21 protein-coding genes are annotated in these 22,308 nt (G+C 70.2%); 10 read left to right on the top strand and 11 right to left on the bottom strand.

What is annotated here, in order from left to right; genetic code table 11:
* The 5 genes from FGE12_RS00690 to FGE12_RS00670 all read left to right on the top strand — a co-directional run bounded on the left by FGE12_RS00690 (nucleotide 1) and on the right by FGE12_RS00670 (nucleotide 4,890).
* Complete coding sequence (locus FGE12_RS00690) at nucleotides 1–1,398, top strand: VWA domain-containing protein (RefSeq protein ID WP_194797431.1); 1,398 nt, start codon at nucleotides 1–3, stop codon at nucleotides 1,396–1,398.
* 14 nt (nucleotides 1,399–1,412) lie between these two features.
* The gene (locus tag FGE12_RS00685; RefSeq protein WP_153864277.1) at nucleotides 1,413–1,940 is read left to right on the top strand and encodes a hypothetical protein; all 528 of its coding nucleotides are present in this window, start codon (nucleotides 1,413–1,415) and stop codon (nucleotides 1,938–1,940) included.
* 72 nt (nucleotides 1,941–2,012) lie between these two features.
* Nucleotides 2,013–3,401 carry a tRNA (N6-isopentenyl adenosine(37)-C2)-methylthiotransferase MiaB gene (miaB, locus tag FGE12_RS00680; RefSeq protein WP_153864276.1) on the top strand — a complete coding sequence of 463 codons (1,389 nt, stop codon included), beginning with the start codon at nucleotides 2,013–2,015 and terminating at the stop codon, nucleotides 3,399–3,401.
* 54 nt (nucleotides 3,402–3,455) lie between these two features.
* A complete protein-coding gene (locus FGE12_RS00675; protein ID WP_153864275.1) occupies nucleotides 3,456–3,911 on the top strand; it encodes a cyclic nucleotide-binding domain-containing protein in 456 nt (151 codons plus the stop codon).
* Nucleotides 3,912–4,137: 226 nt separating this feature from the next.
* The gene (locus tag FGE12_RS00670; protein ID WP_194797430.1) at nucleotides 4,138–4,890 is read left to right on the top strand and encodes a DedA family protein; all 753 of its coding nucleotides are present in this window, start codon (nucleotides 4,138–4,140) and stop codon (nucleotides 4,888–4,890) included.
* A 24-nt stretch (nucleotides 4,891–4,914) separates the two neighbouring features.
* On the opposite strand, the gene FGE12_RS00665 is transcribed toward FGE12_RS00670, so the two are convergent.
* Together FGE12_RS00665 and FGE12_RS00660 are read right to left on the bottom strand one after the other, a co-directional pair.
* Complete coding sequence (locus tag FGE12_RS00665; RefSeq protein ID WP_153864274.1) at nucleotides 4,915–7,095, bottom strand: TIGR02266 family protein; 2,181 nt, start codon at nucleotides 7,093–7,095, stop codon at nucleotides 4,915–4,917.
* Nucleotides 7,096–7,233: 138 nt separating this feature from the next.
* Nucleotides 7,234–7,830: a hypothetical protein gene (locus FGE12_RS00660; protein WP_153864273.1), complete on the bottom strand. Its 597-nt coding sequence runs from the start codon at nucleotides 7,828–7,830 to the stop codon at nucleotides 7,234–7,236.
* Nucleotides 7,831–7,938: 108 nt separating this feature from the next.
* On the opposite strand from FGE12_RS00660, the gene guaA reads away from it, so the two are divergent.
* Nucleotides 7,939–9,492: a glutamine-hydrolyzing GMP synthase gene (gene guaA / locus FGE12_RS00655; protein WP_194797429.1), complete on the top strand. Its 1,554-nt coding sequence runs from the start codon at nucleotides 7,939–7,941 to the stop codon at nucleotides 9,490–9,492.
* Between the two features lie 95 nt (nucleotides 9,493–9,587).
* Here the strand turns inward: guaA and FGE12_RS00650 are convergent, their stop codons facing one another.
* Entirely contained in the window at nucleotides 9,588–11,678 is a 2,091-nt protein-coding gene (locus FGE12_RS00650; protein ID WP_194797428.1) for a S46 family peptidase, read from the bottom strand.
* Between the two features lie 238 nt (nucleotides 11,679–11,916).
* Between FGE12_RS00650 and ygiD the strand changes: the two genes are divergently transcribed.
* Both ygiD and FGE12_RS00640 read left to right on the top strand, forming a co-directional pair.
* Complete coding sequence (gene ygiD / locus FGE12_RS00645; protein WP_228530492.1) at nucleotides 11,917–12,783, top strand: 4,5-DOPA dioxygenase extradiol; 867 nt, start codon at nucleotides 11,917–11,919, stop codon at nucleotides 12,781–12,783.
* Nucleotides 12,784–12,813: 30 nt separating this feature from the next.
* Nucleotides 12,814–13,149: a hypothetical protein gene (locus FGE12_RS00640; RefSeq protein ID WP_153864272.1), complete on the top strand. Its 336-nt coding sequence runs from the start codon at nucleotides 12,814–12,816 to the stop codon at nucleotides 13,147–13,149.
* Between the two features lie 18 nt (nucleotides 13,150–13,167).
* Here the strand turns inward: FGE12_RS00640 and FGE12_RS00635 are convergent, their stop codons facing one another.
* Nucleotides 13,168–13,644 (bottom strand): hypothetical protein, encoded by a 477-nt coding sequence (locus tag FGE12_RS00635; protein ID WP_153864271.1) that lies wholly within the window; start codon nucleotides 13,642–13,644, stop codon nucleotides 13,168–13,170.
* Between the two features lie 523 nt (nucleotides 13,645–14,167).
* Here FGE12_RS00635 and FGE12_RS00630 point away from each other — a divergent pair.
* The gene (locus FGE12_RS00630; RefSeq protein ID WP_153864270.1) at nucleotides 14,168–14,725 is read left to right on the top strand and encodes a hypothetical protein; all 558 of its coding nucleotides are present in this window, start codon (nucleotides 14,168–14,170) and stop codon (nucleotides 14,723–14,725) included.
* Nucleotides 14,726–14,869: 144 nt separating this feature from the next.
* Entirely contained in the window at nucleotides 14,870–15,841 is a 972-nt protein-coding gene (locus FGE12_RS00625; protein ID WP_153864269.1) for a DUF5996 family protein, read from the top strand.
* 28 nt (nucleotides 15,842–15,869) lie between these two features.
* On the opposite strand, the gene FGE12_RS00620 is transcribed toward FGE12_RS00625, so the two are convergent.
* From FGE12_RS00620 to FGE12_RS00590, 7 genes are all read right to left on the bottom strand, one after another.
* A complete protein-coding gene (locus tag FGE12_RS00620) occupies nucleotides 15,870–16,760 on the bottom strand; it encodes a ribonuclease H-like domain-containing protein (RefSeq protein ID WP_153864268.1) in 891 nt (296 codons plus the stop codon).
* Nucleotides 16,760–17,188: a (deoxy)nucleoside triphosphate pyrophosphohydrolase gene (locus FGE12_RS00615; protein ID WP_194797427.1), complete on the bottom strand. Its 429-nt coding sequence runs from the start codon at nucleotides 17,186–17,188 to the stop codon at nucleotides 16,760–16,762. Before FGE12_RS00615 ends, FGE12_RS00620 begins: the two co-directional genes overlap by 1 nt.
* Complete coding sequence (locus FGE12_RS00610; RefSeq protein WP_153864267.1) at nucleotides 17,185–18,345, bottom strand: PQQ-binding-like beta-propeller repeat protein; 1,161 nt, start codon at nucleotides 18,343–18,345, stop codon at nucleotides 17,185–17,187. The genes FGE12_RS00615 and FGE12_RS00610 overlap by 4 nt, the downstream gene beginning before the upstream one ends.
* A gap of 10 nt (nucleotides 18,346–18,355) precedes the next feature.
* On the bottom strand, nucleotides 18,356–19,171 hold the full coding sequence (locus FGE12_RS00605) for a tol-pal system YbgF family protein (RefSeq protein ID WP_370458836.1): 816 nt from the start codon (nucleotides 19,169–19,171) through the stop codon (nucleotides 18,356–18,358).
* 98 nt (nucleotides 19,172–19,269) lie between these two features.
* Nucleotides 19,270–20,652 carry a ribosome biogenesis GTPase Der gene (gene der, locus FGE12_RS00600; protein WP_153864266.1) on the bottom strand — a complete coding sequence of 461 codons (1,383 nt, stop codon included), beginning with the start codon at nucleotides 20,650–20,652 and terminating at the stop codon, nucleotides 19,270–19,272.
* Entirely contained in the window at nucleotides 20,649–21,590 is a 942-nt protein-coding gene (gene era, locus FGE12_RS00595; protein WP_153864265.1) for a GTPase Era, read from the bottom strand. The genes der and era overlap by 4 nt, the downstream gene beginning before the upstream one ends.
* Nucleotides 21,591–21,687: 97 nt before the next feature.
* Nucleotides 21,688–22,233: a peptidylprolyl isomerase gene (locus tag FGE12_RS00590; protein ID WP_370458835.1), complete on the bottom strand. Its 546-nt coding sequence runs from the start codon at nucleotides 22,231–22,233 to the stop codon at nucleotides 21,688–21,690.
* Nucleotides 22,234–22,308 lie beyond the last annotated feature (75 nt).

Here is a 22,308-nt window from a genome sequence, read left to right as displayed (position 1 = left end):
GTGGACGCCCGCATCGTCGAGTTCTCCGAGGTCCTGCGCCAGAACGGCGTGCGCGTGAGCACCAGCGAGGTGCAGGACGCGCTGCGCGCGAGCGCGGAGGTGGGGCTGCAGGAGAAGGGCGTGTTCCGCGCCGTGCTGCGCACCACGCTCATCAAGCGTGAGCTGGACGTGGAGGTCTTCAATCGCTGCTTCGACTTCTACTTCTCCGGCGCGGCGCAGACCTTCGAGGCTCTGGATCGCTCGCTGTTCCAGCAGATGCAGGAGCAGGGGCTGCTCGAGGGCGACAACCTCACGATGCTGCTCTACCAGATGAACCTGCTGCTGCCGGAGATGAGCCCGCTCACGCAGGCGCTCCTGCAGGGAGACCGCGCGCGGCTCGCGCAGATCTTCCGCGCGGCGACCCTGCAGCTGGATCTCTCGGGCCTCGAGAGCACGCTGCAGGTGGGCTTCTACAGCCGCCGCCTCCTCGCGGGCGCCGGCATGGAGCGCGCCCGCAGCGAGCTCAAGGGCTTCGAGGACGAGCTCAAGGCGCGCGGGCTCAGTGCGGAAGGCGTGGAGGTGGTGAGCCGCCAGGTCGCCGAGGCGATGCGCAAGGTGGAGGACGCGGCGCGCCGCGAGGTGCAGCGCCAGGCGAAGGGGCGCGTGCGGCGCAGCGGGGACGGCTCAGTGGACAAGCCGCTGCACACGCTGAGCGCCGCCGAGGTCGCCCAGATGGAGACGGCCGTGCGCACGCTCGCGGAGAAGCTCAAGAGCCGGCTCATCCGAAAGCAGCGCTCGCGCCGCCGCGGCGCGCTCAACGTGCGGCGCACCCTGCGGCGCAACATGCCGTGGGGCGGCATCCCCATGGTGCCGCAGTTCCGCGCGCGGCGGCCCGAGCGACCCGAGGTGGTCATCCTCTGCGACGTCTCGGACTCGGTGCGCAACGCGAGCCGGATGATGATGCTCTTCATGCACACGCTGCAGAGCCTCTTCGTGCGCGTGCGCTCCTTCGTCTTCGTCTCGGACGTGGGCGAGGTGACGCAGTACTTCAAGGACCTGGACGTGGACCGGGCCATCGATCTCGCCACCGCGGGCCAGGCCATCTCGCTCACCAGCAACTCCAACTACGGCCGCGCGCTCGCGAGCTTCAGCCGCGACCACCTGGGCAGCATCACCCGGCGCACCACCGTGATGGTCATCGGGGACGGGCGCAACAACTTCAACGCGGCCAACGCCTGGGCGCTCAAGGACTTGCGGCGCAAGGCGAAGCGCCTGCTGTGGATCTGCCCCGAGCCCGAGCGCAACTGGGGTGTTGGCGACAGCGAGATGCTGACGTACTCCAAGCACTGCCACCAGGCGGTGGTCGTCCAGTCGGTGGGCGATCTCGCGCGCCTGGCCGACCAGCTCGTCCCCGCCTGAAGGAGACCGCCGCCATGGGCAACCTCTTCGACGATCCCAGTGCCTCGGGCCCCGAGGCCGAGCTCGTCCCGCTCCACCAGGAGCCCGGCACGGGCGACTCGCGCACGCTGCGGCTCGCGTCCCCGGGCATCGACGAGGTCCGGCTCCGGGCGCTCCTGCGCTACCAGGAGGCCTTCCTCGCTCACGCGGAAGGACGCCCCGGCGCGGCGGCGCCCGCGACCCTCGCCGAGGCGCACGCGAAGGGCCTCGAGGCCAGCGCCCTGGGGGTGAAGGAGGTCGAGCGGGGGCTCGCCCTGCTGCGTGCCTTTGGAGGCCGACGCTGGACGCTGCAGCGGGTGCGCACCCGCTACGCCGAGCTCCAGGGCGAGGACAGCCCCCGCGCGGCCGAGCGCCGGGCGAGGGTGGAGGAGGAGCTCGCCCGTCTAGAGAGCCTGCAGGAGCTCGAGCAGCGCTACGGCCCGGAGCAGGTGGCCCTGCTGCTCGCGCACGAGCCGCAGATCCTCGCCCTGCACACCCGGATGGGCCAGGTCCTCCAGGGTTGAGGCCCCCCCCGAGCCAGGGGCCCTCACGGGTTGCTTTCCCCGCGCCTCCGACGGATAAGGTGCCGATTTCCCATGAAGCGCTACTTCATCCACACCTTCGGCTGTCAGATGAACGTCAACGACTCGCTCCGCATGAGCGAGGTGCTGGGGCGCATGCAGTACGCCCCCACGCCCACGGCGGACGACGCGGACCTCATCATCCTCAACACCTGCGCCATCCGTGAGAAGGCGGAGGACAAGATGCTCTCCGCGCTCGGGCGCTACCGCACCCAGAAGACGCGGCGCGGGACGCTCCTGGGCGTGGGCGGGTGCGTGGCGCAGCAGGAGAAGGAGAAGCTGCTCAAGAAGGTGCCCTACCTGGACTTCGTGTTCGGGCCGGACGCCATCGCGAAGCTGCCGGAGATCGTGGGCCAGGTGGAGAACGACCGGGCGCGCGTGGTGGAGACTGCCTGGGTGGACAGCGAGGAGTACGTCTTCCCTCGCGCTGACCCCGAGACGAGCCGCGGCAAGGTGACCGAGTTCGTCACCGTGATGAAGGGCTGCGACAACGTCTGCGCCTTCTGCGTGGTGCCCCACACCCGCGGCCGCGAGGTGAGCCGTGCGTTCCCCGAGGTGCTGCTCGAGGTGGACTCGCTCGCGCGCGTGGGCATGCGCGAGGTGACGCTCATCGGCCAGAACGTGAACTCGTACGCGGGCGGCATCAGCTTCGCGCAGCTGCTCTTGCGCACCGCGGAGGTGCCGGGCATTGAGCGCGTGCGCTTCACCACCAGCCACCCGCACGATCTCTCCGACGAGCTCATCGACGCCTTCCGCATCCAGCCGAAGATCGCCCCGCACTTCCACCTGCCGGTGCAGTGCGGCTCGGATCCGGTGCTCAAGCGGATGCGCCGCGACTACACCGTGGTGCAGTACCTCGAGCGCCTCGAGAAGCTGCGCGCCGCGCGTCCCGGCATCGCCGTCACCACGGACATCATCGTGGGCTTCCCCGGCGAGACGGAGGAGGACTTCGAGCGCACGCTCGCCCTCACCGAGCAGGTGCGCTACGAGAACCAGTTCTCCTTCGTCTTCAGCCCCCGCCCCAAGACGGTGGCGAGCCTCAAGGAGGACGAGTGGGGCGTCATCCCGCACGAGGTGAAGACCGCGCGCCTGGACCGCCTGCAGAAGCTGCAGAAGCGCATCTCCGGTGAGCTGATGGCCGCCCAGGTGGGCCGCGAGGTGGAGGTGCTCGTCGAGGGCCACTCGAAGTATGACCCCACCAAGCGCTTCGGCCGCACGCCGGAGAACCGCACCGTGAACTTCGAGGGCGACGCGCCCGCGGGCGCTCTCGTGAGGGTGAAGATCGAGCGCGCCAGCGTCGCGGCGCTCGCGGGCACCCAGCTCGCCGTGCTGCAGCCGCCCACGGTGATGCCCGAGCCCGCGGAGAGCCCCATCCCGGGCTTCCGGCTCCCCGTCACCGCGTGAGCCGCGCGGGCGCGAGTCGCTGACGCCTATGCAGGCGCGTGGTAAGAAAGCGCCATGGTCGTCACGGATGCGCTGAAGGCGTGCCCCCTCTTCAAGGGGTTCACCGATACCGGTCTCCGCATCCTGGGGGGCGTCGCCAAGGCGCGCGCCTTCCCAAAGGGCGCCCGGCTCTTCGCCGAGAACGCGGCGGGCGACTCGATGCTCATCGTCGAGGAGGGCACGGTGCGCCTCAGCGCCCAGAACGGCGCCGGCGAGGACGTGGCGCTGGGAGACGTGGGGGCAGGCGAGCCCCTGGGCGAGCTGACGCTCGTGAAGCCCGGCCCCCGGCTCTGCACTGCCACGGCCGTTTCGGACGTGCGTGCGCTGGAAATCCGCCATGAGGACTTCCAGCGCCTGATGACCGAGAAGCCTCAGGCCTGCATCAAGCTGCTGATGGGGATGGTCACGCACTTCGGCCAGAAGGTGCGCGACAACCGCGAGCCCCTGCGTTCCCTGGTGGGTAGGACCTGATCAGTCCAGGCGGGCAGACGAGCGATCTTCTGGAATCCCGTAGGGGAGCCGCGCTAAAGACCTTCACCCCCGGCGGAGCCGGGTCTACCTCGCGGAGCGGCCGGCCGGGGGAGGCGGAGTTTTAGGGGCGTGGGCCCGGTTGAAGGGGCGCCGCAGGGGGGACTCCCGGCGGGCCCTGGTTGCCTGCCGGCACGTGCGGGCCTCTTCGAGATCGACAGGACGCAGCGTGGAAGACCTTCTTCATAGCCTTCTGGGCAACTCGCAGGGCCTCATCGCCTACCTGACCGTGTTCGGGGTGCTGGTGATCTGCGGCCTGGGCGTGCCGCTGCCCGAGGACATCTCGCTCATCCTGGGCGGCTTCCTCGCGCACAAGGGCGCGGCGAGCCTGCCAGTGATGATGATGGTGGGCTTCCTGGGCATCCTGGTGGGCGACAGCCTCATCTTCGTCGCGGGACGCCGGCTGGGCACCAAGGTGGGGCGCAAGCCCGGGGGCTTCTTCGCGCGCATCGTCACGCCCGAGAAGCGCGCGAAGGTGGAAGGGCTCTTCGCGAAGCACGGGCAGAAGATCGTGATGATCGCCCGCTTCCTGCCCGGCGTGCGCGCGGTGACCTACTTCACGGCGGGCTCGGCCGGCATGGCCTATACGCGCTTCATCCTGTGGGATGGGCTCGCGGCGCTGGCCTCGGCGCCGCTCTTCATCTGGCTGGGCTTCCACTTCGGCGGCGAGCTGGACCTGCTCATCGACAAGCTCAAGGAGGGCCAGACGGTAGTGCTCGTCGGGCTCGCGGTCGTGGCGGTGGTGACGCTCGTGCTCAGCCGGCGCCGCGCAGCGGCCGCGCGCGCCCAGGCGGCGCAGGACAGCGCGGCGCTGCCCCGCACGGGCTCGCTCGAGCCCGCGCTCGCCAGTGACGGCGACGCGCCGCCCCCGGCGAAGCTCTACGAGGGCACGGGTGGCGTGCGCGGCGAGCTGCGCAAGTAGGCACGGCGGGGCGGCAGAGCCCCGCTAGCGCCCGCCGCCGAAGAGGCGGCCGAGCCATCCGAAGAGACCGCCGCCCTCGCTCTTGGCCGCAGCTGCGGGCGCCGCCGAAACGGTGGGCACGCCCGTCGAGCTCTGCGGCCCCTCGGCGGCGCTCAGGCGCGCCTTCACGGCCTCGGGGGTGTCCCGCGTGGTGAAGGTGCTGGAGACCTGGGCTCCGGTCGTCGCCTCCTTCGCGGTCACCCGCAGCAGCGACTCGTTGCTCACCTCGAAGGTGACCTCCACCCGCACCGCGCCGCGCGGCAGCCTGGGCAGGTTCGCGAGCCGCAGCGTGCCCAGGTACTCGTTCTCCGCGGCCTTGTCCGAGTCGCCCTGGAAGATGGTGAGCTCGAGCTCCGTCTGCCCGTCGCGGCTGGTGGACAGCTGGTAGCTCTTGGTCGCCGGCAGCGACGTATTGCGCTCGAGCACCGCCTTGAAGCGCCCGCCGGGCAGCCCCACGCCAATGGCCATGGGGAGCACGTCGATGAGCACCACGCCCTCGAGCTGCCCGAGGCTGTGCGCGAGCAGCGCGGCGCCCAGCGCCACGGCCTCGTCCGGGTGCACGCCCTTGCTCGGGGCCTTGCCGAAGAAGCGGGTGATCTTCTCGTGCACGAGCGGGAAGCGGCTCTGGCCTCCGACGAGGATGACCTCGTTGATGTCCTCGGGCTTGAGGCCGCGCGCCTGCAGCACCTCGCCGCACACCTGCACGGTGCGGTCCACCAGCCCCTCGGTGAGCGAGATGAGCTTCTCGCGGGTGAGCATCACGTCGAGGTCGTAGGGCTTGTCGTCGAGCACCGTGACGAAGGCCACGTGCACGCGCACCTCGGTGCGCTCGGAGAGCGCCATCTTCGCGCGCTCGGCCGCGTCGTTGATGCGCTGCAGCGCCACGCGGTCGCCCTGGAAGGCGCGCCCCGTCTGCCGCTGGAACTCGGAGAGCAGGTACTCGACGATCGCGTTGTCGAAGTCGATGCCGCCGAGGAAGGTGTCGCCGCCGGTGGAGATGACCTCGTAGACGTTGTCGCTCAGCTCGAGCACCGAGGCATCGAAGGTGCCGCCGCCCAGGTCGTACACGAGCACGCGCTGGGTCAGCTTGCGCCCGTAGCCGTAGGCGAGCGCCGCTGCCGTGGGCTCGTTGAGGATGCGCTCCACGTGGAGCCCGGCGAGCCGTCCTGCCTCACGCACCGCGTGGCGCTGGTTGTCGTTGTAGTAGGCCGGCACCGTGATCACGGCGCGCGAGATGGGCTGGCCGAGCTGGTTCTGCGCCACCTCGCGCACCTCGCGCAGGATGAGCGCGGAGATCTGCTGCAGGGTGTAGACCCGGTCTCCCAGGCGCACCGCCGCCTCGCCCTCGGTGCCGGGGGCGATCTCGTACGCGAAGCGATCCTTGATGGTGCGCACGATCGGCGACTCGAAGGCGCGGCCCACCAGGCGCTTCGCGCCGTACACCGTCTGGCGCGGGTTGGTGAGCATCTGCCCCTTGGCGGGGTGGCCCACCACCAGCTTGCTGCGCGCGTTGAGCGCGATGATCGAGGGCACGGTGTTGTGCCCCTCGCGGCTCGCGAGCACCGCGGGCTTGCCGCCGCGCACGTACGCGGCGCAGCTGTTGGTGGTCCCCAGGTCGATGCCGATGATGAGCCCGGTGCGCTTGGGCTCCTCGGTGGGCTCCTCGAAGGCCGGGGCGCTGGGCGCGGCCACGGGGGCGCCCAGCGTGGGGGCGGGCGCGCTCGCCGTGACGGTGGGAGGCCGGGGCGGCGGGGGAGGAGTGGCGGGGGCCGCCGGGGCCTCGGGTGCGTAGAGCGGCTCACCGACGCCCGCGGGCACCGGAGGCAGCGCGGGGTCCGAGCTCGCGAGCCCCGGCGCGTTCTCGATGAAGGCGCGCGTGGGCTCGTCCAGGGTCACGAAGCGCAGGCCCATGCCCAGCACGCCGGTGCCCGCGGACGCGGTGGTGCCGGTGGTGTAGTGCACCACGGCGGAGGCGTAGATGAGCCGCTCGCCGTTGACCAGCTTGAGGTCCAGCGTGACGGGCGTGCCCGGCGGCTTCACCGTGCGCGAGCGCAGGTAGATGCCGCCGCGGGAGAGGTTCCGGCCGTACTTGGCGAGGAACTCCTCGGGCGTTGCGAAGGGGAGCTTCACGACGAGGCCGATGGCCCCTTGGGTTGTGTCCGCCAATGCCTGGCTCGCGCGCAGAGAGGAGAGGACGGGAGTATCGCCCGAACGCTCGGTGGACGGCCATCAAAACGCGGGGAGGCCCCGCTTCGCGCGGCGAGGTCGTCGCGAGTGCTCCTCGCCCCTACCTCGGGCCCCGCGCTAGCGGCGGCGCCCGCTGCTGGACTCCGCGCCGCCCGGGCTGAGCCGCTTCTCGGCGCCGTCCACGCGCGCGAGCAGCTGCTCGGCGTCGTCGGGGGCGAGCACCTGGATGGCCTGGCGCAGGGTGTTGAAGTCCAGGCGCGCCACCGTCACCGTGTTGCCGCCCTTGATGTCCTGCGCGGTGGGAACCGTGACGAGCTCGCGCACGTAGGTCTCGAACTCCACCTGCACGTCCGCGAGCGTGCGCACGCAGCCGTCCTGCGCGCCCACCAGGGCCTTGGTGTCGTCGCGGTAGGCGAGGTCGGGGTTGCAGGCCATGGCCTGCTCGAAGGCGGCGGTGCGCTGGCGCAGCGAGCGGTACAGGTCGATGTAGCCCTGCATGCGGTCCGTCTCGGGGCGGTTGAGGTCGCGCGCGCGCTCCAGCGCGTCCCCCGTGCTCTCGCACGAGAGCTTGCGCAGCTCCTCGGGGCTCTTGCAGGCGGACGCGCTCGAGTCCGACGTGGCGCGATCCAGCCGCTCCTCCGAGGAGATCTCCTTCACGCAGCCGGTGGCGAAGGACGAAAGCAGGGCGAAGGCAACCGCGGCGGGCAAGCGCATCGGGGCGTCTCTCTCTCGGGAAGCCGGCAGGCTTCTTAAGGGTTGCTTTCCGAAAGTTTGTAGCGATAAGGCCCCCCAAACGTCAACGCGAGAAGCCGGGAGGCCTCGGTGGACCTGCACGCAGAAAAGATTCTGATCCTCGATTTCGGCAGCCAGTACACCCAGCTGATCGCGCGCCGGGTGCGCGAGCTGGGCGTGTACTGCGAGATCCACCGCCCGGACCTCGCGGCGGACGAGATCCGCCGCTTCAACCCGCGCGGCATCATCCTCTCGGGCAGCCCCTCCTCGGCGGAGGCGGAGGGCGCCCCCCGCTGCGACCCCTACGTCTTCGAGTCCAAGCTGCCGGTGCTGGGCATCTGCTACGGCCTGCAGCTCATCTCCAAGCTGCTGGGCGGCAAGCTGGATCGCACCGCGCACCGCGAGTACGGCCCCGCCGAGGTCGAGGTGCTCTCGGCCCGCGGCCCCTTCTCCGAGTTCAAGGTCGGCGACCGGGTGAAGGTGTGGATGAGCCACGGCGACCGCGTGGACGCGCTGCCCCCGGGCTTCGAGGCCATCGGCCGCAGCGCGAACTCCCCGTTCGCCGCCGCCGCCCACCACGAGAAGGGCATCTACGGCGTGCAGTTCCACCCCGAGGTGGTCCACACCCCGGAGGGCAAGCGCATGCTGCACGCCTTCCTCTTCAACGACTGCAAGGTGAGCGGCAGCTGGACGATGAAGGGCTTCGTGCAGGAGGCCGAGGAGGCCATCCGCGCGAAGGTGGGCGAGCACGGCCGGGTCATCTGCGGGCTCTCCGGCGGCGTGGACAGCTCGGTGGCGGCGCTGCTGCTGCACCGGGCCATCGGCTCGCGCCTGCAGTGCATCTTCGTGGACAACGGGCTCTTGCGGCAGGGCGAGCGTGCCCAGGTGGAGGCCCTGTTCGTGGACCGCTTCCACGTGCCGCTCAAGACGGTGGACGCGCGCGAGCGCTTCCTCACCGCGCTCGCGGGCGTCACGGACCCGGAGAAGAAGCGCAAGATCATCGGCCGCGAGTTCATCGCGGTGTTCGAGGAGGCCGCGAAGGACGTGCAGGACGCGGAGTTCCTCGCCCAGGGCACGCTGTACCCGGACGTGATCGAGAGCGTCTCGTACAAGGGCCCCTCGGTCACCATCAAGAGCCACCACAACGTCGGCGGCCTGCCCGAGCACATGAAGATGAAGCTCGTGGAGCCGCTGCGCGAGCTGTTCAAGGACGAGGTGCGCGCGCTCGGCCGCGAGCTGGGCCTGCCGGACGAGATGGTCAGCCGCCAGCCCTTCCCGGGCCCGGGTCTCGCCATCCGCGTGCTCGGCGAGATCACCGAGAAGCGCCTCGAGCTGGTGCGCCGCGCGGACGCCATCGTGCAGGACGAGGTGCGCCAGGCCGGCCTCTACGGCGAGCTGTGGCAGGCCTTCGCGGTGCTGCTGCCCGTGCAGAGCGTGGGCGTGATGGGCGACGAGCGCACCTACGAGTCCACCTGCGTGCTGCGCGCCGTGAGCAGCGTGGACGGCATGACGGCGGACTGGGCCCGCCTGCCCTACGATCTCATTGCCCGCATCTCCACGCGCATCACCAACGAGGTGCGCGGCATCAACCGCGTGGTCTACGACGTCTCGTCCAAGCCGCCGGCGACGATCGAGTGGGAGTAGGGGAGTAGCGCTTCGAAGGCGCGCCCCGAAAAGCGGAGAGGCTGCCCCGGGTGTCCAGGGCAGCCTCTCGTGCTTTCAACGCCTGCGGGAGGCGACTACCCCGGGGTGGGCGCCTTGACCGGAGCCTGCGGGGTGCTGCCCGGGCGCAGCTCCTCGAGCACCCGCTTGGCGCCGTACACCTTGTCCAGCGCCTCGATGAGGGCGTCGCTGTGCACCGCGACCGCACGGTTCACGCTCTCGTCGTAGCCGTAGTCACCGCCGAGCGACTGGATGTTGCCGTCGAAGATGAGGCCCACGATCTCCGCGTCCTTGTTCACCATGGGCGAGCCGGAGTTGCCGCCGATGATGTCGTTGGTGGTCACGAAGTTCATCGGGGTCTGGGCGTTGATCTTGCCGCGCGCGCGCAGCCAGCTGGGCGGCAGCTTGAAGGGGTCCTCGCCCGTGGCGTGATCGTAGGTCCCGCCCATGTAGGTGAACGGCTGCACCCGCTTGCCGTTCTCCTGGTAGCCCTTCACCGAGCCGTAGGACAGGCGCAGCGTGAAGGTCGCATCCGGGTAGATGCCGGTGCCGTAGGCCGCGAACTTCGCCTTGCCGATGAGTTCGCTGGCCTTGTCGAGGGTGGCCTCGGGGCCCTCCTCGTAGGCCTTGCGCACCTGGCGCGAGTCCGCGTCCAGGCGCTTGGCCAGCTCGATCATCGAGTCGTGGCTCGCGTCCACCGCCGCCTTGCCGCCCTTGAGCAGCGCCAGGCGCACCTTGGGGTCGAACATGCGGGTGCCCTTGACCAGGCGCGTGGCGAGCGCCGCCGGGCTCTCGTTGCCCAGCACCTTCTTCACGAAGGGATGGTTGGGCCCCAGGTCCTCACGCATCTTGGTGAGGCTGTGCGTGAGGCGGGCGATCTCCAGCTCGGGATAGAGCGGCGCCGCGCTGCCGATCTGCGCCTTGAGCGCGGGCACGTTGGAGTCCACGTACTCGCGCAGGCGCTGCTCGTTGGGCTTGGCGAGCTCGTCTGCGTACCGCACCAGGCGCAGCGCGTTCTGGAACAGCGGCTCGTTGAGGCCCTGCAGCATGGCGATCTGGCTGACCTCCACGCGCATGTTCTTCGCCTGCTTCACCGCCTGGGCGATCTGATCCCACGCGCCGCCGAACTGCTCCTTCAGCTTCGGGTCCGCGTTGATCTTGGCGCGCAGGTCGTTCTCCTCCTTCACCTTCTTGGCGAAGAAGTCCGAGTCCGTCAGGGCCTCCTGGCGGCCGATGTAGACCTTGAGCGAGTTCTCCGTGCCGAAGAGCAGGTTGCTGGCGGTGCGCTTCTGCTCGGGCCCGCGCTTCATGTACTCGGTCAGCATGCCGCGCATCTCACCGAGGCGCTCCATGCCCTTGGGCAGCAGCACGTCGCGGGTGTACGCGAGCTGGGCCACGGTCAGGTTGCGGCTGGTGCTGCCCGGGTGGCCGGACACGAAGGTGAGCTCGCCGTCCTTGGCGCCCGCCTTGGACCACTTGAAGTAGTGATCGATCTTCGCCGGCTTGCCGTTCTGGTAGACGCGCAGGAACGACACGTCGAGGTCGTAGCGCGGGAACTCGAAGTTGTCCGGGTCGCCGCCGAAGAAGGCGATGGCGTGCTCGGGCGCGAAGACCAGGCGCACGTCCTGGAAGCGGCGGTACTGGTACAGGTTGTAGCGGCCGCCCTGGTACAGCGTCACCACGTCACAGCGCACGTCGTCGCTGGTGGCGCACTCCTTCTCGATCTTCGCCATCTCCGCCTTGAGCGCGGTCGCGTACGCGGCGCCGCTCTGGCCCTGGGTGGCCTTGTCCATCCGGTCGGTGACGTCGGTGATCTTCTCCAGCCGGTTGAGCTCCATCGCCGGGCACTGCCGCTCCTCGCCCTCGGTCTTGGCGTAGAAGCCGTTGTCCAGGTAGTTCTGCTTGGCCGTGGAGAGCTGCTCGACGCAGCCGCGCGCGCAGTGGTGGTTCGTCATCACCAGGCCGTTCTCGGACACGAAGCTGGCCGAGCAACCGCCCGCGAGCCGGGCCGACGAGAGGCGCACGTTGTCGAGCCACTGCTGCGTGGGCTCGAAGCCGTACTTCTGCTTCACCTGCTGCGAGGGGAAGTTGTTGTACGTCCACATTCCCTCGTCCGCTGACGCGCTCACTCCGAGCGCCAGGGATGCCACGACGAGCAGTCGCTTCAAGTTGGTTCCTTTCAGGGGTCCCGAAATCGGGACTGTGTTTCTGCGGGATGCCGGAAGGGGGGTCAAGCGCTGAAGTTGGCCGGACCCCCAACCATTGCTGGTCAGTCAACCTCGCCGCGGCGCGTCAGATTTCAGGGGTTTGGCCTTCTGGTCGAGACCCTGGGTTCACCGGTGAGAATGCCCATATTCACCCGCAGTCCCTGAGGTGCGCCGGCTCGGGCCGGAGGAGTGCGCAGCGATGACCCCACGAGATCTGATGCCCGCGGCCTTCCTCGGACACGGCAGCCCGATGAACACGCTGGAGGCCAACCGGTACACCGAGGCCTGGCGCGCGTTCGGCAGGGCGGTCCCGAAGCCCCGGGCCATCCTGGTCGTCTCGGCGCACTGGTACATCAACGCGACGGCCGTCACGGCGATGCCGAAGCCGAAGACGATCCACGACTTCTACGGCTTTCCCCAGGCGCTCTTCGACGTGCAGTACCCGGCGCCCGGGCTGCCTGAGCTCGCCGACGAGGTCTCGGAGCTTGCGAAGCCCGACTGGGTGGGCGCGGACGTGGACAGCTGGGGGCTGGATCACGGGACCTGGTCCGTGCTCGTCCACGCGTTCCCAGCGGCGGACGTGCCGGTGGTGCAGCTGTCGATCAACTCGCTCAAGCCCTTCGACTACCACCTCGAGCTCGGCGCGAAGCTGGCACCGCTACGCGAGCGCGGGGTGCTCATCCTGGGCAGTGGCAACGTGGTGCACAACCTGCGGGCGATCGACTGGCACAAGCCGGAGACGGGCTTCGCCTGGGCCCAGCACGTGGACGAGCGGGTGCGCGAGATCATGGCCGGGGGTCCCTCGGAGCTCCCGGCCGTGGCCGGCCACCAGGACTTCAAGGCCGCAGCGCCGACGCCCGAGCACTTCATCCCGCTGCTGTACCTGGCAGGGCTCGCGAGCGCCGCCGGCAAGCCCGCGGACGTGCTGGTGGACGGCTACGCCTTCGGCTCGCTCTCCATGACGGCCTATACCCTGGGCGCCGACGGCGCGGCTGCGGGCAGGGCGAACGGAGAGGGAGCCGCCGCGGTGCCGCCCACGACGCCCTGGGACGGCAGCAACGTCTGAAGCACTCTGGAGCGAGGTGAAGGTGCACCGATGAAGGGCCGGCTCACGCTGTCAGCCGTCGCTCGTGGTGACCGCACCGCGGCCATCGCACGCATCGAGGAGGCCATCTCCGCGTGCGGATGGCTCGTCGCCGCACGGCCATTCTCCGGGCTCTACTTCATGTTCCAGGCCGAGCTCGAGACCGCGCGCCTCGGCGACTTCGCGCAGCGCCTCCGTGCGGCGGGGGTCATGCTCGACGAGGTCTCCGCCGCACTGCTCGAGGCCGCGGAGCAGGCGGCGGACACTCCGCGCAACGTCTCCCTGGGCGTCACGTTTCCGGAAGGGGACCCGAACCTCCGACACGTCATCCCGGAGGTTCCCGGGTGATCGGCCCGGAGCCGTGCCTCAGCGGGCCACGTGGATGGTGCCGTTCGTCCGGACGAGGTGCAGCGCGTACTTCTGCGCGAGGTGCGCCAGGCCGAGGTCCCACGGCAGCCAGAGGTGAAGCGTGATCGGCACGTCCGGGACGCCTTCGTCCACCACGATGGGCGTCTTCGCGGCCTCCGCGAGCTGCCTGACTGCTTCCCGAATCGGGGTGTCATCGAACCGGAGGCTGACGCGCGTGCCGGTGAACTCGGTCTGAGGCGCTGGGGGGCTCGATGTCCGGGACACCCAGAAGCACGGGGCTGCGACTCCGTGGACGGTCAATCGCTCGACGCGGAGTCGATGCACCTGGGCGAGCGCCGCAAGGGCGTCCGGCCAGGGAACGGCGTGCGCCGACCAGGTCACGCGACCCTCGATGTCCGGGTCGAGGAAAAGGCTGATCCGGGCCTGCTGCGCGAGCGCCCGGAAGGCCTCGTAGATGTCCTCGTTGTCGAACACGACGTCGATGCGGGCCGGGACCTCCGCAGGGGCGGCCGCCGGGCCTGGAGGAGTGCCGCCCAACGCATGAGGCGAATCCGAGTGCGCGCACGCAGTGAGGCCCAAGGCGACGCCCAGTACGGCACCACGAACAATCGAGCTCATCCTCATGGACCGGCGGGCCTCCCTGAGCTGCAAGGAACCTGGCGAGAACAGGGGCAGGGCGTCACGGCAACCGTGACGCCGCCCGCGGAAGTGTCGTCACACAAGCCGTCGTATCCCAGGACCACGACCGACGTTCGCGAGCTGGCTGGACGCCCGCCGACGGACACCCGGAGCAGGCGAGCGGCTGCGGTTCGGCTCGAGAGCCCAGGCCCCAGAGCCACGCCGGCCATCCACGAGCTAAGTTTACATAACGCATCTTATCCGACGTCTGGTCAGAGGGGGAATGGGGTGTGCGGACCGGCCGAGCGACCCATTTGTGCGCCCCGGGGCTGACTCCGTTCTTCAAAGACCCGGGCCCAGCACGTAGGTTCCGCGCACCATGCGCCTGCGCTCACTCACGATGCTCGCCTGCTGTGTCTTCGTCGCCCCGCTCGCTTGCCGCGAGCAGCCCGCGGGCGTTCCGGACGGCGGCCCCGTCGCCGCTGGAGATGCCGGCGAGGCGCCTGCCAGCATCCCGGACGTGGTCACCTTCACGCTGTCCGAGCAGCTTCTCGACGCGGGCACCCAGGGCGTCGCCGTGGGCGGCTCCGAGCGCCCCGTCATCGAGCCTACGCAGGGCCTCGAGCTCCGCACCGACTTGGGGCTGCGCAACCACCGCGTGCGCCTCTTCGACGAGGCCGGCCGCGCGATGGTCTCCGACGACGAGGCCACGGACTCGGACGCGGGCTTCGTCTACAAGATCGCCCTGCCGGAGCCCCTGAAGGCGGGCCACAAGTACACCCTGGTCGTGGACGCCCAGACAGGCGCGACGATGACGGACGCGGCCGGCCGGCACGTCCCGGACCAGCGCTTCGAGTTCCTGGTGGCTGGCGAGAAGGAAAAGCCTGCCCCGGCCCCGAAGAAGGAAAAGCCCAGCCGCCGACACCGCCGGCACTGAGCCCAGCGACCAGGCTCGCGACGGCCCGAGCTCTCGCCCGGCTGCGTTCCGGTCCAATGGTCCGACCGTCTGCGCAGGCCAAGCTTCGCGACTGACACCCGAGCGGGCGCACGGCGCGCCCGCTCCTCAGGAGCGAGGTCCTGGATGAGCACCGCGATCGAGGCGTGGCCGGCACTGCCGCTCGCTGAGTGGAAGCCCACGTACGAGACCCTGCACCGGTACACGCAGATCGTGGGCAAGGTGCGCCTGGCGCTCTCGCCGATGCTCAACCACTACTGGCACGTCGCGCTCTACGTGACGAGCCGCGGCCTCACGACCTCGCCGATCCCGTACGGCGACCGGACCTTCGAGGTCGACTTCGACTTCCTCGCGCACGAGCTGCGCATCCAGACGAGCGATGGCGAGCGCCACGAGCGCGAGCTGGGCTCGCAGTCGGTCGCCGACTTCTACCGGGAGCTGCTGGCCACCCTGCACGGGCTGGGCATCGAGGTCCGGCTCTCTGATCGGGTCTGCGAGATCCCGGATGCGACCGAGTCGCTGAGCGACGACCGCGTCCACCGGACCTATGATCCGCAAGCCGTGCGCCGCTGGTTCCAGGTCCTCGTCCAGGCGGACGCCCTGCTCAAGGAGTTCCGGGCGCGCTTCACCGGCAAGGTCAGTCCGGTGCACTTCTTCTGGGGAAGCTTCGATCTGGCCGTGACGCGCTTCGCGGGCCGCCGTGCGCCCGAGCGCCGAGGCGCGGACGCGGTGACGCGCGAGTCCTACTGCGAAGAGGTCATCAGCGCGGGCTTCTGGCCCGGCGGCGGTCCGTTCCCGGAGGCTGCGTTCTACGCGTACGCGGCGCCGGCTCCCGACGGGCTCGCCCAGGCCCCGGTGCGCCCCCCGGAGGCGCACTACAACGCCTCGTTCGGCGAGTTCCTCCTGCCTTACGAGGCCGTGCGCACCTCCGCGGATCCCCGCCGGACCGTCTTCGACTTCCTCGAGAGCACCTATGCCGCGGCGGCCGACCGGGCCGGCTGGGACCGCCAGGCGCTGGAGCGTCCGTTGATCAGACCTGTAGCAGTGGGGCAGGTCGCCGCCGAGCAGCCCACGGACGAGGTCCCGGCGCCCTCCTGAAGCGCCCTCCCCCCCTCCGCCCGGCCCCTCAGTCGTCTCGCAGATCCCGGCTCTGGCGGCGGATCCGCTCGATGACGTTCAGGTCGCGCCGCGTGGGGCCGAGCTCCAGCAGCAGCTTGCTCACGTCGTAGAGCACGTCACCGCGATCGAACACGGGAAGGCGCGGCACGTCGCAGTTCAGGTCGTCCGCGCCGCGGTTGTAGGCCGTGTCCATCAGGGTGCGCAGCTGGAAGGAGTCGTAGAGGTTGTACTCCACGAGGAAGCGCAGGGCCTCCACGTCCCCGCGCGCCCGGTAGGCGCGCCACAGGAGCACGGCGTCCCAGCCGTTCACGCCGCGCATGTGCGGCGGGCGGCCGAGGCCCAGGTCGTCCTCGATCTCCTTCAGCCCTCCCCCCATCCCCAGCCGCTTGCAGACGAAGCGCAGGTCGATGTGGGCCGCGGGCGTGGGAAAGCGCTCGGCGCCGAAGTAGTCGCGCAGCACGGGCACGTCGAAGCAGGAGCCGTTGAAGGTCACCCACAGCGCCCGGGCGGCGAGCGCCTCGGGCAGCGCGTCCATGTTGCGGCCCTGGATGAAGACGTGCAGGCCGGTGGAGTCGAAGAGGCTCACCACCGTGGGCCGCTGCAGCTCCTGCCCGTCCGTCTCGATGTCCCAGAACACCGCCGACTCGGCGAACTCGGGGTACAGGCGCCAGTGCTCGCGCGGCGGCAGGAGCGCGGCGAGCGCCGCGAGATCCCGTCGCTCGAGTGCCTCACGGGCCTGGGCGATGCGCTCGCGTGCGACCGCGTCCTGCTTGCGCGAGATAGCGACCGCCGGGCCGCCCGCGGGGAAGTCATCCCAGGTGCGGATGCCGCGCGCCCACAGGTCCTTCTCGCGCCACGGCCCCACTCCGGGGATGTGCTGGAAGGTGCGGCGCAGCATCAGCCGAGCGGGCCCAGCCTTCCCTGGGCGAGCTCCTCGAGCAGCGGGATGTCAGCCTCACAGAAGGGCAGCGCCTGCATCTCCGGGATGGTGAGGAAGCGCAGCGCCTGCGCGCCGAGCGGCCGCGGCTCACCGGACTCGATGCGCGCCGCGTAGAGCACCAGCTCCACCGTGAGATCCGGGTAGCTGTGGCGGCCCTCCCAGAGGCGGCGGCCCACCGCGAGCTGCACGTCCAGCTCCTCGCGGCACTCGCGCGCCAGCGCCTCGGGCTCGCTCTCGCCCGGCTCCACCTTGCCGCCGGGGAACTCCCACAACAGCGCGCGGCTTCCGCCGGGCAGCCGCTGCTGGACGAGGAAGCGCCCGGGCGCGTCGCGCTGGGGGATCAGCGCAGCCACCACGCGCACCGTGCGCACCGCGCCGGAGCTCACCCCGGGCCCCCGTGCAGCTCCAGGGCGTAGAGGCCGCCGAGGTTGGAGAGCACGTAGAGCTGCGACTGGGCGACGAAGGGGGTCGCGGTGACGCCCTTGCCCGGGTTCCAGCTCAGCTCCTTGCGGCCCGTCTTCGGGTCCACGAAGAGCAGCGCCTCCTCGTTGGGGACGATCACCATCCCGCGCGCGAACACCGGGGTCTGCCCCGCGTGGCCGCCGAGATCCGTGGTCCACAGGTGGCGCCCCGTCTCCGCGTGGTACGCGGACACACGGTCATCGCCCGTAGCGAAGAGCGCCTCGCCGCGCGCCACGAGCCCGGTGATGCCCTGGGTCTTGGTGTTCCAGAGCACGTCGCCGTTCTTCGAGTCCACGGCGAAGATGCCGTCCTTGTACGAGGCCACGAAGAGCCGGCCCTTGTCGTCGAGCACCGGGGTGGTGTCCACGTCGAGGAACTCGGAGCCCGCGGAGGACAGCTCCTTCTCCCACTTCACGCTGCCGTCCTCGTGGGCGAGCGCGACGAGGTAGCCGTCCGAGAAGCCGAGGTACGCGAAGTCGCCGCTCACGACGGGGGTGCCCGCGCCGCGCACGGTGAAGCCGCTGGGGGGATCGCGCCGGTACTGCCAGGCCCACTTCCCGCTCGCCGACTCCACGGCGAAGAGCGTGTCGTTCTCGGAGACCACCAGCACGCGGCCGCCGGCGTACACCGGCGGGGTGCTCAGGGCCTCGTTGGAGGCGAAGCGCCACTTGAGGGCGCCCGTCTTCGCATCCAGCGCGTAGAGGGTGCCGTCGCCGCCCGGCGCGTACACGACGCCCTCGTGGACGAGCGCGCCCGCGAGGAAGCGGTTGGGCGTCTTGAACTCCCACGCCACCTGCCCGCCCGGCGCCACGCTGCGCACGTACCCGTCACGCGTGGCGGCGATGACGCGGCCCGAGTCCGGATCCAGCGTGGGCCGCGCCGTCTCCCGGGGCCCGTACTCGAGCATCCGGGGCTCCACCAGCGGCTTCCACCAGTCCACGGTGAAGGTGGCGTAGGGCGGGCGCGCGGTGTCCGAAGTCACGGCGTTGCCGTACAGCGGCATCCCGAAGGTGCAGCCGCCCATCAGGCCGGCCGCCGCCACGGGGATGCACAGGCGCTTCCAGAGGGAGGCGTGCCTCATGCGTGCGGGGCTACTTCCCTTCCGGGGTGGCCTGCGGAGCGGAGGGCGCCGGAGGAGGCGGCGGCAGCTTCACGCCCTGCGAGGCGAGCACCGCGAGGCGCTCGGCCGCGAGCCGCGCGGCGGCCGTGTTGGGGTGCTGGGCGGACAGCTGCGAGAGCACCTTCGCGGCCTCGTCCTTCTGGCCCTTGAGCGCGAGGATGCGCCCGCGGTGGTACTCGCCCATGCCCACCAGGAAGTCGCTCTTCGCCGTCTCCGAGAGCTTCTGGAAGGACGCGAGCGCCTGGTCGTACTGGTTCTTCGCCTCGTAGCTGTAGCCCTGGCCCTCGAGCGCCTGGGCGCGCAGCGTGTCGTCCGCGGGGGCGGACTCGAGGAAGGCGTTGAAGCTGGCGAGCGCGGCGTCGTAGTCGCCGAGCCGGTACTGGGCCTTGCCCAGCGGCAGCGCGGCCGTCACGGCGGCGCGGGTACCCGGGCGCTCCTTGCGGAAGGACTCGAGCGCCTGGCGCAGCGCCTGGTCCTGGGCCTGCACGCTGTCGAAGGGCTGCTCGGTGTCACCGGGCTCGGCGGGCACCTGCCCCTTCACCGGGCGGCTGAGGATCTTGAGCTTCTCGCCCAGCTCGCGCGAGGCCTGCTCCTCGCCGCGCGCGGAGAAGTGGCGGGCCACCAGCACGCCGAGCAGGCCGAGCAGCACGACGACGGCGGCGATCGCCACCGCCTTCTGGCGCTGGTCGAGCCAGTCGCGGGCCTGGGAGCCCACGCGCTGGAACGCGTCCGGCTCCTTGAGATGCTTCAGCTCCTGCTTCGTCATCTTCTGGGACTTCTCGGCCACGGCGGTTCGTCCTCTCTTGCCTCGGGCGAAGGGCGGGCAATCTAAGGACCGCTCCCGAGGGGTGTCAACGCTTCAACGAAGGTGGGGCAAGCCCCCCGCTAGCGCTCCTTGCGCGGGCGGCGGCGGGCCTCGCGCTTGGCCTTGCCGGGGCGCTCGCGGAAGTGGATGCGGATGGGCACGCGCAGATCGAAGGTCTTGCGGATCTGGTTGGTGATGTAGCGCGTGTACATGTCCGGCACGTCGTTGGGCTTGTTCGCGGTGAGCGCGAAGGTGGGCGGAGCGGCGGTGACCTGCGCGATGTAGTACAGGCGCAAGGGCTTCCCCCCCACGATGGGCGCGGGGTTCGAGTCGATCATCTGCTCGAGCAGCCGGTTGAGCTGGGGCGTGGGGGCGCGGAAGCGGAACTGGTCGCTGAGGGCGACCGCCAGCTCCAGCACCTTCTCCACCTTGTCCCCGGTGAGCGCGGAGCAGAAGACGATGGGCGCGTAGCCCACGAACTTCATGGCGTACTTGAGGTCCTCGCGGAACTGGTCCTGCTTGCGCTTGTCCTGCGCAATGAGGTCCCACTTGTTGACCACGATGACCAGCGCGCGGCCCTTCTCCTCGGCGATGCCGGCGAGCTTCGCGTCCTGGTCCACCGCGGGCTCGGTGGCGTCCATGAGGAGCACCGCGACCTCGCTGCGCTCGAGCACCTTGAGCGCGCTCACCACGGCGAACTTCTCCAGCTGGTGCGCCACGGTCTTCTTGCGCCGGATGCCGGCGGTGTCCGTGAGGATGAGCTTGCGGCCCTTGTACTCGAGCGCCGAGTCGATGGGATCTCGGGTGGTGCCCGCCTCGGGGCTGGCCACCACGCGCTTCTCCTTGAGCAGCGCATTGACCAGGGTGCTCTTGCCCACGTTGGGCCGGCCGATGATCGCGATGCGCACCGCGCCGTCGTCCGGCAGCTCCTCGGTGTCCGTCTCGGCGCCCTCGGGCAGCGGGGGCAGGCGCTCCTTGATGGCCGAGAGCAGGTGCCCCATCCCGATGCCGTGCTCGGCGGAGATGGGCAGCACCTCGTCGCTGACGCCCAGGCGGTGGAAGTCCGCCGCGGCGGCCTTCTGCGTGTGGCCCTCGCTGTCGATCTTGTTTACCCCCACCACGCAAGGCTTGCCGCTCTTGCGCAGGTAGGTGGCGACCTCCAGGTCCGCGGCGGTGATGCCTGTCTGGGCGTCCACCACGAAGAGGATGACGTCGCACTCCTCCACCGCGAGCTGGGCCTGCTCGCGCACGGCGCTCAGCAGGTGATCCTTCTCGCCGGGCACGAAGCCGCCCGTGTCGATGATGGTGAAGGCGCGGTCCTCGTACTCGGCGTCGACGTAGTGGCGGTCCCGCGTGACTCCGGGCTCGTCCTGCACGATGGCGAGCCTGCGGCCCGCGAGCCGGTTGAAGAGCGTGCTCTTGCCCACGTTGGGGCGTCCGACGATGGCGACCAGCGGCTTCATTCGTACCCCAGCTTCTTCAGGCCCTCGGGCCGCTCGCTCCAGCGCTCCTCCACCTTCACGCGAAGGGAGAGGTACACGTGGGTGCCCAGCAGCCGCTCGATCGCCTTGCGCGCGTCCGTGCCGATGGTCTTGAGCATCGTGCCGCCCTTGCCGATGACGATCGCCTTCTGGCTCTCGCGCTCCACCACCAGCACGGCCATGATCCGCACCAGGCCCGCGAGCCGTCCCGGCGCCTGCGGCTTGATCGGCTCGCGCTCGGTCTCGTCGAACTCCTCGATGACCACGGCCGCCGAGTACGGGATCTCCTGGCGGCAGTGGCGCAGCACCTGCTCGCGGATGTACTCCGCCACGATGGCGCGCTCGGCCTGGTCGGTGAGCATCTCCTCGTCGAAGAGGCGGTCTCCCTCCGGCAGGTGCCCGAGCACGGTCTGGAACAGGTTGTCCACGCCGTCGCCCTCGCGCGCGCTCACCGGCACCACCTCCGCGAAGGGGAACTCCTTGCGGTACAGGTCGATGAGCGGCAGCAGCGCAGGCTTCGCGATCTGGTCGATCTTGTTGATGACCAGGAAGGTGGGCTTCTTCGCCGCCTGCAGCCGCTCCAGGATGGTGCGGTTGCCGGGGCTCACCGAGGGGGCGTCTCCGCCCGGCGGCTCGATGAGGAAGAGCACCAGGTCCACGTCGTCCACGGCCGCGAGCGCCGCCTCGACCATGTACCGGTTGAGCTCGCCCTTGGCCTCGTGGATGCCGGGGGTGTCGATGAAGGCGACCTGCCCCTCGGGGCGCGTGACCACGCCGAGGATGCGGTTGCGGGTCGTCTGCGGCTTGGGCGAGACGATGGCGATCTTCTCGCCGGTCAGCTGATTGAGCAGCGTGCTCTTGCCTACGTTGGGACGGCCGATCAACGCGGCAAAACCGCTGCGATGTGTCTTGGAAGGCATCGCTTGGGAGGTGGTCTGGGGACGGCCCTGCGGCTGCCCCGTGGGACTGCGGGCCCGCGCTGCCCGGGGAGGCGCAGCGCGGGATGAAGGGGTACGGCTAGGCGGAGGTGCTGATGGAGAGCTTCTTGATCTTCACGTCCGTCTTGGGGCGGTCACCGGCCCCCTTGGGGATCTCGTTCGCCACCCTGTCTACCACCTCCTGGCCCTTGATGACCTCACCGAAGATGGTGTGCTTGTTGTTGAGCCAAGGGGTCGGAATCACGGTGATGAAGAACTGGGAGCCGTTGGTGCCCGGGCCGGCGTTGGCCATGGCGAGCAGGCCCTTCTTGTCGAACTTGCGGCCGCTCTGGAACTCGTCCTCGAAGCGGAAGCCGGGGCCGCCGGTGCCGCGGCCCAGCGGGTCGCCGCCCTGCACCATGAAGTCCCCGATGCAGCGGTGGAAGATCGTGCCGTCGTAGAGCGGCGTGCCGTTCTGCTTCTCGTTGGTGGCCGGGTGGGTCCAGGGCTTCTCGCCCGTGGCCAAGCCCACGAAGTTTTCCACCGTCTTGGGGGCGTCCTTCGTGAACAGCTTCACCACGATGGTGCCCTCGGTGGTGTCGAAGGTGGCGTACAGGTCCTTGCCGGCGCGTGCCTCGTCCATCATTCCCATGCTCTGTCTCCCGACCTGCGTTGTGGTGGGCGGCCCGTGCGCTGGCGAGGACCCCCCGAGGAAGCTTGC

Origin of the sequence: Aggregicoccus sp. 17bor-14, assembly GCF_009659535.1 — a bacterium.
Lineage (GTDB): Bacteria > Myxococcota > Myxococcia > Myxococcales > Myxococcaceae > Aggregicoccus.
The sequence above is the reverse complement of the archived record's forward strand: the minus strand, read 5'-3'. Positions and strand labels throughout refer to the sequence as shown.